The sequence below is a fragment of the Acinetobacter sp. S40 genome (assembly GCF_016624705.1).
In the GTDB taxonomy this organism is placed as follows: domain Bacteria; phylum Pseudomonadota; class Gammaproteobacteria; order Pseudomonadales; family Moraxellaceae; genus Acinetobacter.
On record NZ_JACVTU010000011.1, the window covers coordinates 63,108 to 78,274 of the forward strand.

Below are 15,167 nucleotides of genomic sequence, written 5' to 3' on the forward strand. Positions count from 1 at the left end.
TAAAAAAATAAACCGTATTCTTTTGAGAATACGGTTTTTAATTTTCTAAAATGAGAATAAAAAAGCCAAACCTAAGTTCAGCTTTTACCATATCATTAAAAATCTAATTCCGATCCTGTCTGATATTCCGCTTGTACCACCGCAGTTGAAGCCTGATACGGATGTTTAAAATCATTTAAACCTGCCGCCGCCTCATGAATATCTTTGCCTTCTTTTACCACAAAACTATCAAAACCAGAGCGTTTTAAATAGTTCAGGACATCTTTAAAAATATCTCCAACCGCACGTAACTCGCCTTGATAACCTTGACGGCGTAAAAGTGCAGCAAATGAATAACCACGACCATCATTGAATCCTGCAAATTCAATAAAAATTGCATCTAAATCATGAAGTGGAAATTCATGGGTTTCAGGAGAATCATCAACGGTGATATAAAGCGCTTTTTTACCCTGAATATTCGCTAATTGATCAAGTTGTGCAGTGTTCACAACAACATCACCCTGAGGAAGCACTTCATCCTCAGCGATCAATTGGTAAGTATTGTCTGCGATCGTGCCATCTTTAAACAGCACCTGTAAGGCTGGATTAAGCATATGCACGCTCCTTAAATGGTTGAATACCAACACGACGATACGTATCAATAAAGCGTTCGTTATCCGTACGTAAATCAAGATAGGTATTTAGAATTTCTTCAATCACATCAGGTACTGCTTCAGCCGCAAATGATGGCCCCAAAATATCTCCAATCGAGGCATCATGATCTGAGTTACCACCGAGTGTGATTTGATAAAACTCAGCACCTTTTTTATCGACGCCCAAGATCCCGATATTACCAACATGGTGATGACCACAGGCATTCATACAACCAGAGATATTTAAATCCAGTTGTCCCAAATTATAAATAGTATCCAAATCTTCAAAACGGCGAGTAATCGCTTCTGAAATCGGAATCGATTTCGCATTGGCCAATGAACAGAAATCCCCGCCTGGACAACAGATAATATCGGTTAGAAAGCCAATATGTGCACGTGACATATTGTGCTGTTCAAGCGTTTGCCACAATTCAAACAAATCTTTTTGTGGTACATCTGCCAAAGAAATATTTTGTTCATGCGTGGTACGCAGTTCACCAAATGTATATTTGTCTGCCAAATCAGCAATCAAATTCATCTCTTCAGTCGTCATATCGCCTGGTGCAACACCAGCACGTTTCAAGCTAATGGTAACAATACGATAGCCTTTCACCTTATGTGCATATGTATTAACGTTGAACCATTGCTTAAATTTCGGATGTTCAGCAAATAATGTACTTAAATCCTGATCCTCTAGGGTTTGATAATCAAAAGGCGTGAACACGTGATCCAGTTTTTCCAGAATTTCGGGCTGGATTTTTAAGGTTTCACGCGTATGAGCAAATTCTGCTTCTACTTTTTCAGCAAATACTTGAGGTGTTAAGGCTTTCACCAAAATTTTGATTCGCGCTTTATATTTGTTATCACGGCGACCATGCAAATTATATACACGTAATACCGCTTCCAAATATGCAATTAAATCTTCACGTGGCAAGAACTCACGAATAAAGCTACCGATGACTGGAGTACGACCCAAACCACCACCGACTTTGATTTTATAGCCGATTTCACCCACATCATTTTTGACGATATATACGCCAATATCATGAAAAGAGGTCGCAGCACGATCCTTTTCCTCAAGAGCTGACACTGCAATCTTGAACTTACGTGGTAAAAATGCAAACTCAGGATGGAAGGTACTCCATTGACGAATCAATTCGCAAGTCGGACGCGGATCTGCAATTTCACCCGCGACTACACCTGCATATTGGTCAGTGGTGGTATTACGGATACAGTTACCACTAGTTTGAATGGCATGCATTTGTACCGTTGCCAATTCAGCGAGAATATCGGGTACATCTTCCAATGCAGGCCAGTTCAATTGAATATTCTGACGTGTAGATACGTGTGCATAGCCACGGTCATATTCTGTAGAAATTTCTGCAATTTTACGCAGTTGCGTAGAGTTCATTAAGCCATACGGCACGGCAATACGAAGCATTGGTGCGTAACGTTGTACATAAAGACCGTTTTGCAGACGCAATGGACGATATTCATCTTCGGTAAGCTTTCCAGCAAGATAGCGTTCTGTTTGATCGCGGAACTGAGCAACACGTTCATTGACCAGTTGTTGATCGAAATCAGTATATAAATACATGGCGTATGGCTAGTAGATTCATTGTAAAGGCGGATAGCATAACGAGCTTTGATTCATCAACAAAATGCTTTTTTTGGATATTTAATAACGATTTTATTGATAAGACATTTTATAAGTCGATTTTTAGAAAAAAGCCCAGAATTAATCTGAGCTTTTCCATTTATTTAACTGTCTTGATGTTTATTTGGAATCGGGTAATGCATAAGCCACCAGATAGTCCCCCATCTTAGTGCCAAATGAACCATGACCACCTGCCATAATCACCACATATTGCTTGCCATTGATCTCATAAGTCATTGGGGTCGCCTGTCCACCTGCCGGCAAACGTGCTTCCCAAAGTTGTTTACCATTACTCACATTAAATGCGCGTAAATAGTTATCCTGAGTTGCACCTACGAACATGACATTTCCTGCTGTGGAAATAGAGCCACCTAGACCCGGCACACCGATTTTCACGGGTGGCAACTGGAATAGATTTGGTAGGCTATCACGAATCGTTCCGATACGTTTTTTCCATACCACTTGATGAGTGTTTAAATCCACACCCGCCACATAGCCCCATGCAGGTTGTTTACATGGCAAACCAATTGGAGAAAGGAATGCACTGATTTCAACGCCATATGGAACTCCATACATCGGCTGAACACCTTGCTCAGTTCCCGCTCCTTTTGCTGTTTCCGCACGGTTTGGATTTTCTGGAATCAAACGACTTACAAAAGGCAAGCCAATTGGATTCATTACGGCGACCTGACGATCAGGATTCACTGAAATACCGCCCCATTCAAACACACCTAGGTTACCCGGAAATACTAACGTACCATTCTCAGATGGTGGCGTATAAATACCGTCATAATTCAAACGTTTAAATTGAATACGGCACACCAGTTGATCAAACATCGTACCACCCCACATATCTTTATCTGTGAGTTTGTTTTGTGGTGCCAGATCCAGATCAGAGAACGGCTGGGTAGCTGAATAATGTTCACCTTTGGTTTGAGGACCACGTTTCACCGTTTGTGGTACAGGACGTTCAGTGATTGGTACAATTGCTTTACCATCACGTCGATCCAGTACAAAAACATTACCCGTTTTCGTAGTCACATATACAGCAGGTACCATTTGTCCCGATTTGTCTTTCACATCTGCCAACGTCGGTTGTGATGGTACATCCATATCCCACAAATCGTGATGGGTCGTTTGGAAATGCCAGATTAATTTCCCGGTCGAAGCATTAATCGCCAGTACAGAATTGGCATAACGCTCTTTCAGCGGAGTACGGTCACCACCCCAGATATCTGGAGTACCGACACCAGTAGGCACAAATACCACATCCGCTTTGGCATCATAAGCAAGCGGAGCCCATGCATTCGGTGAGTTATGTACAAAAGTTTGACCCGGTGCTGGAATGGCATTTGGATCTTCTGCACCTGTGTCAAATACCCAAAGCAATTTGCCTGTATTAACATCATAACCGCGAATAACACCCGACGGCTCTTTGGATGAATAGTTATCAGTCACAGAACCGGCAATGACAATCGTCGTTCCAGTAACCACTGGTGGTGAAGTTGGGTTATAACCACCTGGATAGGCATAAGGCATATCTTTTTGTAGATCGACCTGACCATTATGACCAAAGTCAGAGCAAGCTTTACCTGTGTCTGCATTGACCGCAACTAAACGTCCGTCATTGACGGGTAAAATGATCTTGCGTGGACATTCAGTTGAACTCGAAGTTTTATTTTGCAAACTGGTCGCAAAACCGTCTGTATTCGCCGCATCAAAATAAGAAACGCCACGGCAAGTTAAATGCTGATAGGTTTTATCCGCTTTAAGTTTCGGATCAAATCGCCATTTTTCTTTACCTGTCGCAGGATCCAACGCAATCAACCATTGATGGGTAGTACACATATACATGTCGTTGCCGATTTTGATTGGAGTAACCTGATTGGTAGTTTCACCAGAGTCATTTCCACTTTTCAAATCACCTGTACGGAATGTCCAAGCAACTTTTAGGTCTTTGACATTTTGCTCATTAATTTGAGTGAGTGGTGAATAACGTACACCTGCTTGAGTGCGTCCATAAGCTGGCCAGTCCTGTTCAGCCACACCATCAACTTTTTGCGCGGTTGCAGGTTGTTGATTTTGAATGACACCATTAATTTCCTGAGGATCATTAAAAATCGAATACACCATCACGGCAATAGCAATCACCAATGTTGAGGACAATACAATTTTGCTAGGCGCAACATTTACCATACCGCGAGTAATGGCAGGAATAAGCAACCATAGACCAAATAGCCCTAAAATATCCAGACGTGGTGCGAGTGCCCAGAAATCTGTTCCGGCCTCCCAAACACCCCAGATGGTTGTACCCAGCATGAGCGCTGCATATAACCAGATTGCCGAGACAGAACGTTTGCCAAGCAAAATCGCAAAGGCAATGAACAATAGTCCTGTCACCACATAATAGAAAGACCCACCTAAAAAGGTAAGCCATAAACCTCCAGCGAGCAGGACAAGCCCAAATACCATTGCAATAATAACGGTAAATGTTCTTAGCCCTGAGTGTGAAGATGGTTGAGTCATAGTACCACCTCTATTCATTTGTGTTTTTATATAGAAATTAGAAAGCCGTTTGCAATTTAATGCCACCCACCCATGTGTTATCGCCATTTTTATAGGCGCCCACATGGCGTACGTACTGAATATTTGGACGAATCGTTAACCAATTATTGGCATGAATACCGTAGTACAGCTCAGTATTGTATTCTTCATCCTGATTGGTCTCTAAATCACCATTTACTTCAATACGTGCAAAACCAATAGCCACATCGTCTTGGGGACGCTGGTCAAATGGCCCTTTATAAACGAGGCCGATATTTTGCATATTTTTAACTGTATTGGTATCCGAATCATGCAGCGTTAGGTTAATAAAGCCGCTAAGGCCGCGATCTGATTGATCATTCATTCGAGTAAGCTGCTGTTTAACCACCAGCCAGCCACCTTGCTTGTGCGAAGTTTGTTGAGGATTTTTAATTTCTGCGGCATCTGCGGTGCTGTAATAATAACCTAGACGGTATTCTCCATTGAGTGCTTGTCCGCCTAATTTAGGAGACCAAACTACTTCTGCAGGAATTATCGCACCTTTTGAACCATCGGTACTCAGGTTAAAACCTTTACCACGTTCCAGATTTTCAGGATTATATTCATATACCCCGATCTGGGTATACAAATCGGGCTGCCAGTTATATTTGACACGTAATGCCCACTGACTTACGGGCCAGTTATACCATTGATCGCCAACCCAGTTACCCACTTGCGAACCACATAAAGCCAAGTTTTGAAAATCACAATCAAAGCTATTAAAGTCTTCACCTTCGCCAAAACGGCCCACTTTAATATCAAGCGCTTGATCTAAAAATTTTTTCTTAATCCATAAATCAGTGAGACGCCAAGTTTGTCCACGCCCCCAAACCTCTTGTGCAGAACTCAGATGACCATCTAAAGCAGGTGAGGTTTGAGAAAGTGAATGTCCATTACGTTGAGTAATTGTGATTTGTGCTTCGGTATCATCCCAACCTGCAATTTTACTCAGATCCAGATGTGCACCCAGTGCAAATTGATCGGCATATTCTGTACCATGATTCGAGGTTTTCTTTGAATCTAATACATTTGCAAGTTCGCCCGTATAACCAAAACTAAAGTCATATCCTTGTTGCTGTAACTCAGTACGTTTTCCATTCCAATCACCAAACATCCACGGACTTGAGGAATCAAATGCGGAAGCGGCATGAGAGGTTTGGAAAAGACTCAATGTTAAGACAGATAAACAAGAAACAACTAAAGATGAATTAATTGTCATGTTTACGTAACCTTTTTATATATTTGTACTTGAAAGGTTACGCTAAATTAAATCAGAAGAATTTATTCAAAATGTTAATTTATTGATTAAAATCACATTTATAAAGAATATTGCTGGTTATTTCCTCACCATATTCCTTGGCCGAGACCCTGTCCGATAAAATCATAACGAAGTTTTGATCTTGAAAATTTAATTGGACAGCCCAGTTGAGGTTCAGTTTGTTCAGCCCGCTCGGACAATGGTACATCGACGACCCACCCACGCTCACCAGCAAGTGGGGTATGTAATGCCTCCTCCAAACTTAAGACAGGTTCGACGCATACGTCTAGCGCCGCAAATACATGATGCCAGTATGTATAATCTTGAGTCTTAAATTGATCGGTCAATGCCTGCTTTACAAGCTGTCGATCCTCTGGGTGAAAAGAAGCCCCTTTTTCTAATAAAATTGGCAACTCCAGCGCGGTGGCTAAGCCTGTCATAAATTGTGGTTCAAGACTGCCTACCGAAATATAGCGGCCATCTTTGGTTTGATAATAGTCATAAAAACTGCCGCCATTTAATGTGCTCTGTTCAGGATATTGTGCAACATCTGCTGCCAGACTTGCCGAAGCGGCCATACTATTGAGTCCCACCACACAATCCGTCATGGAGATATCAATATACTGTCCTTTGCCACTTTGATTTCGCTCCACCACGGCAGCCAAAATACCAATTACGGCATGTAATGAACCACCTGCAACATCTGCAATCTGAATGCCTAACGGCGGTGGGCCACTCTGCTCACGCCCACTATGTCCCATAATGCCTGACAAGGCTAAATAGTTAATGTCATGGCCAGCCCGATCTTTATAACTGCCCGTTTGTCCATAGCCTGTAATGGAGCAATAGATTAGACGGGGATTAATTGCAGACAGAGTGGTATAATCCAGACCAAGACGTTGCATCACACCAGGACGAAACTGTTCAACCACAATATCAAACTCTGAAATGCGCGATTTAATCAGCTCAATATTGGCAAGATCCTTTAAATCCAGTGCAATAGACTGTTTATTACGATTAAGATAGCTATGCGATGTAGCTTGGCCATTGGCATAAGGGGGCATAATCCGAACCAGATCAGGACGGGTTGGCGATTCAATATGAACGACTTCTGCACCCATATCTGCCAGATACATCGTAGCAAATGGCCCAGGTAATAATGTTGAAAAATCCAGTATTTTCAGTCCGTTTAATGCCGTTGTCATACTTATTTTCATCCTAAAACTATTGTATTTTTAGCAATCTTAGGGATATAAAAGAATCAAAACAATGTCATGTTCAGCCATTTACCTTGATCATTTCGGCAATTTAACATGTAAAAAGTGATTTATGATTGTTGTAAATCGCCAATTGAACGTTTTTTAAGGTCATTTAGGTCAATCAAAAGTGAACATAAAAGAGACTGAAGGATTTAACATGAGTCGCGATACCATTAGTATCCATTTCGTGAATGCGGCTTTGACTGGTGTTAAACGCCTAGGCATGGATGTCGAAACCCTGCTTTCGCACGTTGGGATTGAAGCAGAATTGTTACGTCAACCCAAGGCGCGAATTTCACCAGAACAATATACACGTTTCATTAAAATGCTCTGGATGGTTACTCAGGATGAACATGTAGGATTTGATGTTCAACCGCGCCGTTTAGGCACTTTTGCCATTATGTGTCAGTTGATTATTCATGCAAAGACACTGGGCGAAGCTCTAGATTTATCTTCTCAATTTTATAAGCTTTTTGGTGATGAGTGGTCAGTGACTTTAGAGCGTGATAAACATGAAGCGCGTTTGGTTCCCATGATTCCTAAAAGTCTGGATCCCGATCATTTTATTACCGAAAGTATGCTCATGATTTGGCATGGTTTGGCTTCATGGTTAATCGAACGTCGTCTGCCGCTAGAACGTGTTCATTTTGGTTATCCTCGACCTGCACATGCTGACGAATACGATGCTTTATTTTTTGCACCTGTCATGCAATTTGATATGCCACGGACTGAAATCACTTTTGCTGCGGATTATCTCGATTTACCTATTCGTCAAAACGAAAACACTCTGGAGGAGTTCTTAAAAGCAGCACCAGCGCAGCTTTTAGTGAAATTTAAAAATACCAATTCACTGACTTCACGTATTCGTGATGTGCTCAAAAGTCAAATTGGTGAAGAAATGCCAACCCTGAATGATGTTGCCTCTATGCTTTATCTTTCACCGCAAACCCTGCGTCGTCGTCTTGCAGCAGAAGGTAAAAGTTATCAAGGTGTGAAAGATGCATTACGTCGCGATGCTGCAATTCACTTGTTACTTAATCCTGATTTGACACTTGAAGACGTCGCGCAACAAGTCGGCTTTAGTGAAACCAGTACGTTCCACCGCGCATTTAAAAAATGGACTGGCGTCACTCCAGGGTTATATCGTCAGTTACATGGATATCATTAAAGTTTAATTTTCGAATAAATAGACAGTCTAAAAAGCAGGCTGTCTATCAACTGCAAGCCAATGCTCTATCCCCTTTGGATAAACAGGGTATCCCGAAGCAAGCTGCTCTAAAGTTATCCATTGAGCAATATAAGTTGACCCATCCGTTTCATGACCCTTTATTTCGCCCTGATTGTATATTTTTCGATCCAAAAAATTTGCTTCATACAAAAACACAATTTCATGTCCTTGCTGACGGTTAAAACTAAATAAATTTTCCAATACACCTAAAAGTTTTGGATGAGTAATTTGTTGATTAATTTCCTCAAACACTTCTCTTTCTATTGCTTGTAAGGAGGTTTCTCCAAATTCAATACTCCCTCCAATCGGTCTTAGATAATGCTCATTTTTGCTCGGATCATATCCATGAGATAGCAAAAATTTATTCTCATATCGAAAAATACACAAGGCTTTTGCTTTAATAGAATTCATTACATAGCCCCTACCTGTTTTAAAAATTCTGCTGCCTGCTTAGGCGAAGTCAGTCGAACAAATTGAATATGTTGATACGCAGGGTTTTGCATCATATTTAAATATTTTTTCCGATTTTTAGCATGATGCTTGATCATCCATAAAATAATAGATTCTTGGGATAAGAAACTTCTACGAAAACTTTCTCGATTATTTGAGCTTTTCCATAATGCTTCTTGGCTGATCGCTCGACTTATTGCCCGCTTAACAGATCGATAAAAATTCAGGCTAAATGAATAATCTAGCCAAATCATCGTATCCAATTTGATTAACTTTAAAGCCCATGTCCTCGAATAATTTCCATCCAATACCCAACCCTCTTTGGCGGTATCCATTTTATGTTGTAGTTTCAGGACAAATTCATCATCCGGTGTTTCCTGCCAATTATCCAACCAAAACAAATCGTCCATTTCAATACGTGTTAATTTTAATGTTTGTGCGAGTTGACGAGAAAATGTCGTTTTACCAGAAGCCGTGTTTCCAACAATATTAATAAATTTCATATAAATAGATTATTTTTTATGGCCGAATATTCTACTAATGAAGCAAATATTGATCAAGTTTCTATTGGGGACACTGCATTGGCAAAAATTATCATTTACCAGATGACCTTATCGTCATTGTGTTGGGTCTAAAATCCATTACACTCAATCCATAAAAATATTTTAAGGTCATAAAAGGAATAATGATGAGCGAGGCTTATATCATCGATGCCATCCGTACTCCACGCGGGAAAGGGAAAAAGGATGGTTCACTTTATGAAGTCAAACCAATTACATTAGTCACCACATTACTCAATGAGCTACAACAACGTCACCAATTCGACACCTCGAAAGTCGATGATATTGTTCTAGGCTGTGTCACACCTATTGGCGATCAAGGCGGTGATATTGCTAAAACTGCTGCCATTGCAGCGGGTTGGAATGATGATGTTGCTGGGGTTCAGATTAACCGTTTCTGTGCATCTGGGCTAGAAGCTGTAAACTTGGCAGCTCAAAAAGTGCGTTCAGGTTGGGAGGATTTAGTCGTTGCTGGTGGCGTTGAATCCATGTCACGTATCCCAATGGGATCTGACGGAGGTCCTTGGGCACTTGATCCTGAAACCAATTTAAAATCCTCTTTTGTCCCACAAGGCGTGGGGGCTGATCTGATTGCGACTCTAGATGGCTATACGCGTGCAGATGTCGATACCTTTGCTGTTGGCTCACAACAAAAAGCGGCAGCAGCTCAGGCAAATGGCTATTTTGACAAATCAGTCGTTCCTGTAAAAGATCATTCAGGTGTGATGATTTTAGAAAAAGATGAATTCATTAGAGGTTCAACCACAGTTGAAGGCTTGGCAAAACTCAACGCAAGCTTTGAAATGATGGGACAAATGGGTTTCGATGCGGTGGCTTTACAAAAATATCCCGAAGCCCAAAAAATTAACCATGTACATCATGCAGGAAACTCATCAGGCATCGTTGATGGCGCTGCTGTAGTGTTATTGGCTTCTGAAAAAGCAGTTAAAGAACAAGGTTTAAAACCTCGTGCCAAAGTATTGGCAACGGCATTGGTCGGAACAGATCCCACCATCATGCTGACAGGTCCTGCTCCTGCTGCACGTAAAGCATTGGAAAAAGCGGGCTTAACCATTGATGACATCGACTTGTTTGAAGTCAATGAAGCATTTGCTGCCGTAGTGATGCGTTTCATCAATGAACTTAAAGTCCCAAGCGATAAAGTCAATGTTAATGGTGGCGCGATTGCAATGGGTCATCCATTGGGTGCAACAGGTGCCATGATTTTAAGTACGTTACTTGATGAATTAGAGCGTCAGGGCAAAAAACGTGGTTTAGCAACACTATGTGTCGGTGGTGGTATGGGCATCGCGACGATTATCGAGTTGGTGTAAAACATACGACACTTCCCTGAAATATAAGATTCGGAAATGTCATTTGTAACTTGAGCAAGCCAAAGCATAGGAACAACAAAAGATAAATAAAGTGCTTGGTTTATGCCCAGACATAGCTTTCGCCTTGCAGTAAGGCAAAGCGTATTACTCTTTGCTGGTACCTCAGTTTTGCGAATGGCAATAATTTTACCTACTTCTGTGAAATCAGAAATACTATTTTGCAAGGTAGGTCGAGCCGAAGGTTTATCCTAAAATTAGATGAGAGCTTAACAAGACTGTGCAATGCTTATTTTTACTTATGCAGATCACTGATGATTAAGCTCATAAAATATTGGACGATGATGTATGAGCGCTATTAACTACGAAAAAAACGCTGACAATATTGTAATTCTTACCCTTGATTCATCGGGTCAATCTGCCAATACCATGAATGCAGAATTCCGTGATTCGCTGGATGAAGTTAGCCAAAAGTTGAAAACTGAAACTGATCTTAAAGGGGTTATTTTCCGCTCAGCCAAGAAAACCTTTTTTGCAGGCGGTGACTTGGATGAACTCATTCAAGTTCAGCCTGAAAATGCCACAGAATTTTTCAAAATGATTGAAAAGCTCAAAGGTGATTTACGCACTATCGAAACATTAGGTGTCCCTGTTGTGGCAGCTTTGAATGGTACGGCATTAGGCGGTGGCTGGGAAATTGCTTTAGGTTGTCATTACCGTATTGCAATCAATGATCCAAAAACCAAGTTTGGTCTGCCAGAAGTCACTTTAGGTCTACTCCCTGGTGGTGGCGGTATCGTGCGCATGGTTCGTCTGCTGGGCTTACAAAATGCATTTCCATTTCTGATGGAAGGCAAACAGTTTGGTGTCGATAAAGCAAGATCGCTAGGTTTAGTACATGATACCGCCGAAAATGAGCAAGAACTTTTAGACAAAGCCATTACATGGGTGAAAGCCAATCCAAAAAGCCAGCAACCTTTTGATGTTAAAGGCTACAAAATTCCGGGAGGCGATCCCAAAACTCCTGCAGTGGCTCAAGTGTTAGCAATAGCCCCTGCAATGCTGCGTGACAAGACTAAAGGTTGCTACCCTGCTCCAGAGGCAATCATGGCTGCGGCTGTTGAAGGCGCACAAGTAGATGTAGATACTGCTTTGCGTATCGAATCACGCTATTTCGCTCAACTGACAGTTGGTCAGATTTCCAAAAATATGATCGGCACATTTTGGCATGGTCTGAATGCAATTAAATCAGGTGCAAGCCGTCCTGCAAATATTGCAAAATGGCAAGCGAGCAAAGTAGGAGTTCTAGGTGCAGGGATGATGGGCGCTGGTATTGCCTATTCAACCGCAATCAAAGGCATCCCCGTTGTGCTTAAGGACGTGTCTGCTGAAAATGCTGAAAAAGGGAAAGCCTATTCGCAAAAGTTACTCGATAAACGTGTTTCACAAGGTCGTATGACCGCAGAGAAACGGGATCAGGTTTTAGCGCTGATTACGGCAACAGCAGATGCTGCAGATTTAAAAGGTTGTGACCTAATTATTGAAGCTGTATTTGAAAATCAGGAACTCAAAGCCAAAGTCACACAAGAAGCTGAACAGTATTTGGCTGAAGGTGGAATCTTTGCATCAAATACTTCGACCTTACCCATCACTGGCTTAGCAACGGCAAGTAAAGATGCTAAAAACTTCATTGGCCTGCACTTCTTTAGCCCAGTAGATAAAATGCAATTGGTCGAAATCATCAAAGGCAAACAAACTTCTGCTGAAACATTAGCAAAAGCTTACGATTTTGTTCAGCAAATTGCGAAAACCCCTATTGTGGTCAATGACAGTCGTGGCTTTTTTACAAGCCGTGTGTTTGGCACATTCATTCAAGAAGGTATGCGTTTGCTGGCTGAAGGAGTACATCCAGCCAAAATTGAAATGGCAGCACTGAAAGCAGGCATGCCCGTTGGCCCATTAGCGATTCAGGATGAAGTGTCTCTAAGCTTAACTGAACACGTCGCAAGTGAAACTCGTAAAGCACTACAAGCCGAAGGTAAAGACCTTGCAAAAACCCCAGTGGATGAAGTGGTACACACCATGATTCACGAGCTTCATCGTAAAGGTAAAGCTGCGGGCGCAGGTTTTTATGAATATCCCGAAAACGGTAAAAAACATTTATGGGATGGTCTCAGCTGTTGGGCAAAAGACAATGATATTTCTGAACAAGACATGATTGATCGCTTCCTATTCGTTCAAGCATTAGATACTTTACGCTGCTATGAAGAAGGTGTTTTAGAGTCCGTGATTGATGCCAATGTGGGTTCAATTTTTGGAATCGGTTTTGCCCCATGGACAGGGGGTGCAATTCAATTCCTCAATCAAAACGGCATTGAGAAATCGCTACAACGTGCTGAACAATTAGCTGCAAAATATGGTGAACGTTTTAATCCGCCGCAGTTACTGAAAGACAAAGCGCAAAAGCGTGAAAGCATTCACTAAGCAGTCGCTGCATTTCTCTGGCACATCCTATACTTAGAAATAGGGTGTGCTTTTATCTAATTGTATTTATTGAATTTTAAACTAAAAACCTCTTTCTTTTTCAATTTTATGCTATAACAAGCACTTATTTTCTTTATTTTATTTTGACGGTTGGACTCATTTATGAGTAAATCATCTTCTGGCAATGATTCTGAATCAACAGCCTTGGGCTGGAAATTTATTATCATTGTGGCTGGCATCACTACGATTTTTTTTACTTTTTTATATTTAGCCATGTCCAGCGAACCTGACTATATGCCTAATCAGGACGCTAAAAAAGGTCACTACCAGCTCAAAGCGACACCACAACAAGCTCCTGAAACTCAGCAAGATCATGAAGCAATGCTTCAGCACTCAGAACATGCGGATCAAGATTCGCAACATCAAGCTAAACCATAATTCTGGAAAATATCATGTCAGCAATGCAACGTCAGGCGCTTATCGTTGAAGGCGGTGGTATGCGTGGTGCTTTTACTGCCGGTGTACTCGATGCTTTTTTGGATCAGCAATTTAACCCTTTTGATTTATATGTCGGAGTATCTTCTGGCTCAACCAATCTTGCTAATTATCTAGCAGCTCAAAAGGGTCGTACCCTAAATTTTTATATCGATCATTCCTTACGCCCAGAATTTATTAGCTATAAACGCTTTTTTAAGGGTGGTGATTTACTTGATTTAGAGTGGATGTGGCAAGTGGGCGAAATAGAACATCCACTCGATCAAGGAAAATTATTCTCAGAAAATCCTGATTTTTATATGGTACTGACCCATGCACAAAGCGGGCGGGCTGAGTATTTACGAGCAGGTCCTGATAATCTGCTGGATGCTCTACGCGCATCCAGCACTATTCCTGTATTGACTCGTCACCCTGTTCAGATTATGGGTGAACCATATTTTGACGGCGGTGTTGCAGATGCATTGCCTGTACAATGGGCAGCTCAACAAGTAGATGTGACCAAACTTATGGTCATTCGCACGCGCCCTCAGCACTATTTTAAAGCCAGCAGTAAAGGCGATCAATTTTTGGCGAAATATATCGTGAGCAATAATCGAGGCTTCGCGTTGAGTCTAAAAGAACGCTGTAATCGTTATAATGATTCAGTCAGTTTTTTACGCCAACCTAATCACCAGCACATTCTGGAAGTTTGTGTACCAGATAAAAAAGGGCTTGCAAACCGTTTGTGTAAAGACCGCAATAAATTGCAATACACCTATCAAGTCGGCTTGGAAACAGGATTTGCTGCTATTGAACAATGGAAAACCTTGCCCTAAGCAGGTAAACGATCAGGTAATGTGTACCTGATCTTTCCAAAACACCAAACGATTAGAAAATGGATCGCTTATTGACAGTTCGAGATTTCCCCACGGCACTGTTTCAATCTGAGGCTTGGCAAATCGGGCATTCTTATCCGCAAGGTGTTGAGCAAATTGTTCTAAATCTGCCAAATGCAAACGCACTAATGCACCAGGACTACAATCACCATGATGTTCAGTTAAGTGCAAGCAATACTGATCTTTTGAAACCTGCAGATATAACGGAAAGTTTTCTTCAAATTGATGCGTCCAATCCAACTGAAAACCCAAAAAATCCAGATAAAAAGCTTTGGCTTTTTCCACATCAAAAATACGCAAGACTGGAATAATATTTTGGTTTTGATTCATGGTATTTGCTTCCATATCTTTTTTT

Annotated in this window: 13 protein-coding genes; 5 read left to right on the forward strand and 8 right to left on the reverse strand. The window is 41.4% G+C overall.

The annotated features are described in order from the left end of the window. Positions 1-95: 95 nt before the first annotated feature. The 5 genes from IAE19_RS12830 to IAE19_RS12850 form a co-directional block, all read right to left on the reverse strand. Positions 96-593 carry a DUF934 domain-containing protein gene (locus IAE19_RS12830; protein WP_200461311.1) on the reverse strand — a complete coding sequence of 166 codons (498 nt, stop codon included), beginning with the start codon at positions 591-593 and terminating at the stop codon, positions 96-98. Continuing rightward, complete coding sequence (locus tag IAE19_RS12835) at positions 586-2,229, reverse strand: nitrite/sulfite reductase (RefSeq protein ID WP_200461312.1); 1,644 nt, start codon at positions 2,227-2,229, stop codon at positions 586-588. Before IAE19_RS12835 ends, IAE19_RS12830 begins: the two co-directional genes overlap by 8 nt. 180 nt (positions 2,230-2,409) lie before the next feature. Further along, on the reverse strand, positions 2,410-4,815 hold the full coding sequence (locus tag IAE19_RS12840) for a glucose/quinate/shikimate family membrane-bound PQQ-dependent dehydrogenase (RefSeq protein WP_200461313.1): 2,406 nt from the start codon (positions 4,813-4,815) through the stop codon (positions 2,410-2,412). A gap of 37 nt (positions 4,816-4,852) precedes the next feature. Further along, a complete protein-coding gene (locus tag IAE19_RS12845) occupies positions 4,853-6,091 on the reverse strand; it encodes a carbohydrate porin (RefSeq protein ID WP_200461314.1) in 1,239 nt (412 codons plus the stop codon). 125 nt (positions 6,092-6,216) lie between these two features. Further along, complete coding sequence (locus tag IAE19_RS12850) at positions 6,217-7,335, reverse strand: CaiB/BaiF CoA transferase family protein (RefSeq protein WP_200461315.1); 1,119 nt, start codon at positions 7,333-7,335, stop codon at positions 6,217-6,219. A gap of 211 nt (positions 7,336-7,546) precedes the next feature. Between IAE19_RS12850 and IAE19_RS12855 the strand changes: the two genes are divergently transcribed. Continuing rightward, positions 7,547-8,557, forward strand: a complete 1,011-nt coding sequence (locus IAE19_RS12855; protein WP_120370915.1) for an AraC family transcriptional regulator — start codon at positions 7,547-7,549, stop codon at positions 8,555-8,557. 27 nt (positions 8,558-8,584) lie between these two features. Here IAE19_RS12855 and IAE19_RS12860 read toward each other — a convergent pair whose 3' ends face one another. Further along, positions 8,585-9,028 (reverse strand): NUDIX hydrolase, encoded by a 444-nt coding sequence (locus IAE19_RS12860; RefSeq protein ID WP_200461316.1) that lies wholly within the window; start codon positions 9,026-9,028, stop codon positions 8,585-8,587. Then, positions 9,028-9,570, reverse strand: coding sequence for an adenylate kinase (locus IAE19_RS12865; protein ID WP_200461317.1), 543 nt, complete (start codon positions 9,568-9,570; stop codon positions 9,028-9,030). Before IAE19_RS12865 ends, IAE19_RS12860 begins: the two co-directional genes overlap by 1 nt. Before the next feature lie 185 nt (positions 9,571-9,755). Here IAE19_RS12865 and IAE19_RS12870 point away from each other — a divergent pair, with 185 nt between their 5' ends. The 4 genes from IAE19_RS12870 to IAE19_RS12885 all read left to right on the forward strand — a co-directional run bounded on the left by IAE19_RS12870 (position 9,756) and on the right by IAE19_RS12885 (position 14,752). After that, complete coding sequence (locus IAE19_RS12870) at positions 9,756-10,961, forward strand: acetyl-CoA C-acetyltransferase (protein ID WP_200461318.1); 1,206 nt, start codon at positions 9,756-9,758, stop codon at positions 10,959-10,961. Between the two features lie 345 nt (positions 10,962-11,306). Beyond that, positions 11,307-13,442, forward strand: coding sequence for a 3-hydroxyacyl-CoA dehydrogenase NAD-binding domain-containing protein (locus IAE19_RS12875; RefSeq protein WP_200461319.1), 2,136 nt, complete (start codon positions 11,307-11,309; stop codon positions 13,440-13,442). Positions 13,443-13,604: 162 nt separating this feature from the next. Beyond that, positions 13,605-13,880: a hypothetical protein gene (locus IAE19_RS12880; RefSeq protein WP_200461320.1), complete on the forward strand. Its 276-nt coding sequence runs from the start codon at positions 13,605-13,607 to the stop codon at positions 13,878-13,880. A 14-nt stretch (positions 13,881-13,894) separates the two neighbouring features. Then, positions 13,895-14,752, forward strand: a complete 858-nt coding sequence (locus IAE19_RS12885) for a patatin family protein (protein WP_200461321.1) — start codon at positions 13,895-13,897, stop codon at positions 14,750-14,752. Positions 14,753-14,764: 12 nt separating this feature from the next. Here IAE19_RS12885 and IAE19_RS12890 read toward each other — a convergent pair whose 3' ends face one another. Then, a complete protein-coding gene (locus IAE19_RS12890) occupies positions 14,765-15,142 on the reverse strand; it encodes a glyoxalase superfamily protein (RefSeq protein WP_200461322.1) in 378 nt (125 codons plus the stop codon). Positions 15,143-15,167 lie beyond the last annotated feature (25 nt).

Coding starts and splice junctions, on each gene's coding strand:
- IAE19_RS12865 (WP_200461317.1), bottom strand. CDS start 9,570: ATGAAATTTATTAATATTGTTGGAAACACGGCTTCTGGTAAAACGACA.
- IAE19_RS12885 (WP_200461321.1), top strand. CDS start 13,895: ATGTCAGCAATGCAACGTCAGGCGCTTATCGTTGAAGGCGGTGGTATG.
- IAE19_RS12870 (WP_200461318.1), top strand. CDS start 9,756: ATGAGCGAGGCTTATATCATCGATGCCATCCGTACTCCACGCGGGAAA.
- IAE19_RS12830 (WP_200461311.1), bottom strand. CDS start 593: ATGCTTAATCCAGCCTTACAGGTGCTGTTTAAAGATGGCACGATCGCA.
- IAE19_RS12845 (WP_200461314.1), bottom strand. CDS start 6,091: ATGACAATTAATTCATCTTTAGTTGTTTCTTGTTTATCTGTCTTAACA.
- IAE19_RS12835 (WP_200461312.1), bottom strand. CDS start 2,229: ATGTATTTATATACTGATTTCGATCAACAACTGGTCAATGAACGTGTT.
- IAE19_RS12875 (WP_200461319.1), top strand. CDS start 11,307: ATGAGCGCTATTAACTACGAAAAAAACGCTGACAATATTGTAATTCTT.
- IAE19_RS12855 (WP_120370915.1), top strand. CDS start 7,547: ATGAGTCGCGATACCATTAGTATCCATTTCGTGAATGCGGCTTTGACT.
- IAE19_RS12880 (WP_200461320.1), top strand. CDS start 13,605: ATGAGTAAATCATCTTCTGGCAATGATTCTGAATCAACAGCCTTGGGC.
- IAE19_RS12850 (WP_200461315.1), bottom strand. CDS start 7,335: ATGACAACGGCATTAAACGGACTGAAAATACTGGATTTTTCAACATTA.
- IAE19_RS12860 (WP_200461316.1), bottom strand. CDS start 9,028: ATGAATTCTATTAAAGCAAAAGCCTTGTGTATTTTTCGATATGAGAAT.
- IAE19_RS12890 (WP_200461322.1), bottom strand. CDS start 15,142: ATGAATCAAAACCAAAATATTATTCCAGTCTTGCGTATTTTTGATGTG.
- IAE19_RS12840 (WP_200461313.1), bottom strand. CDS start 4,815: ATGACTCAACCATCTTCACACTCAGGGCTAAGAACATTTACCGTTATT.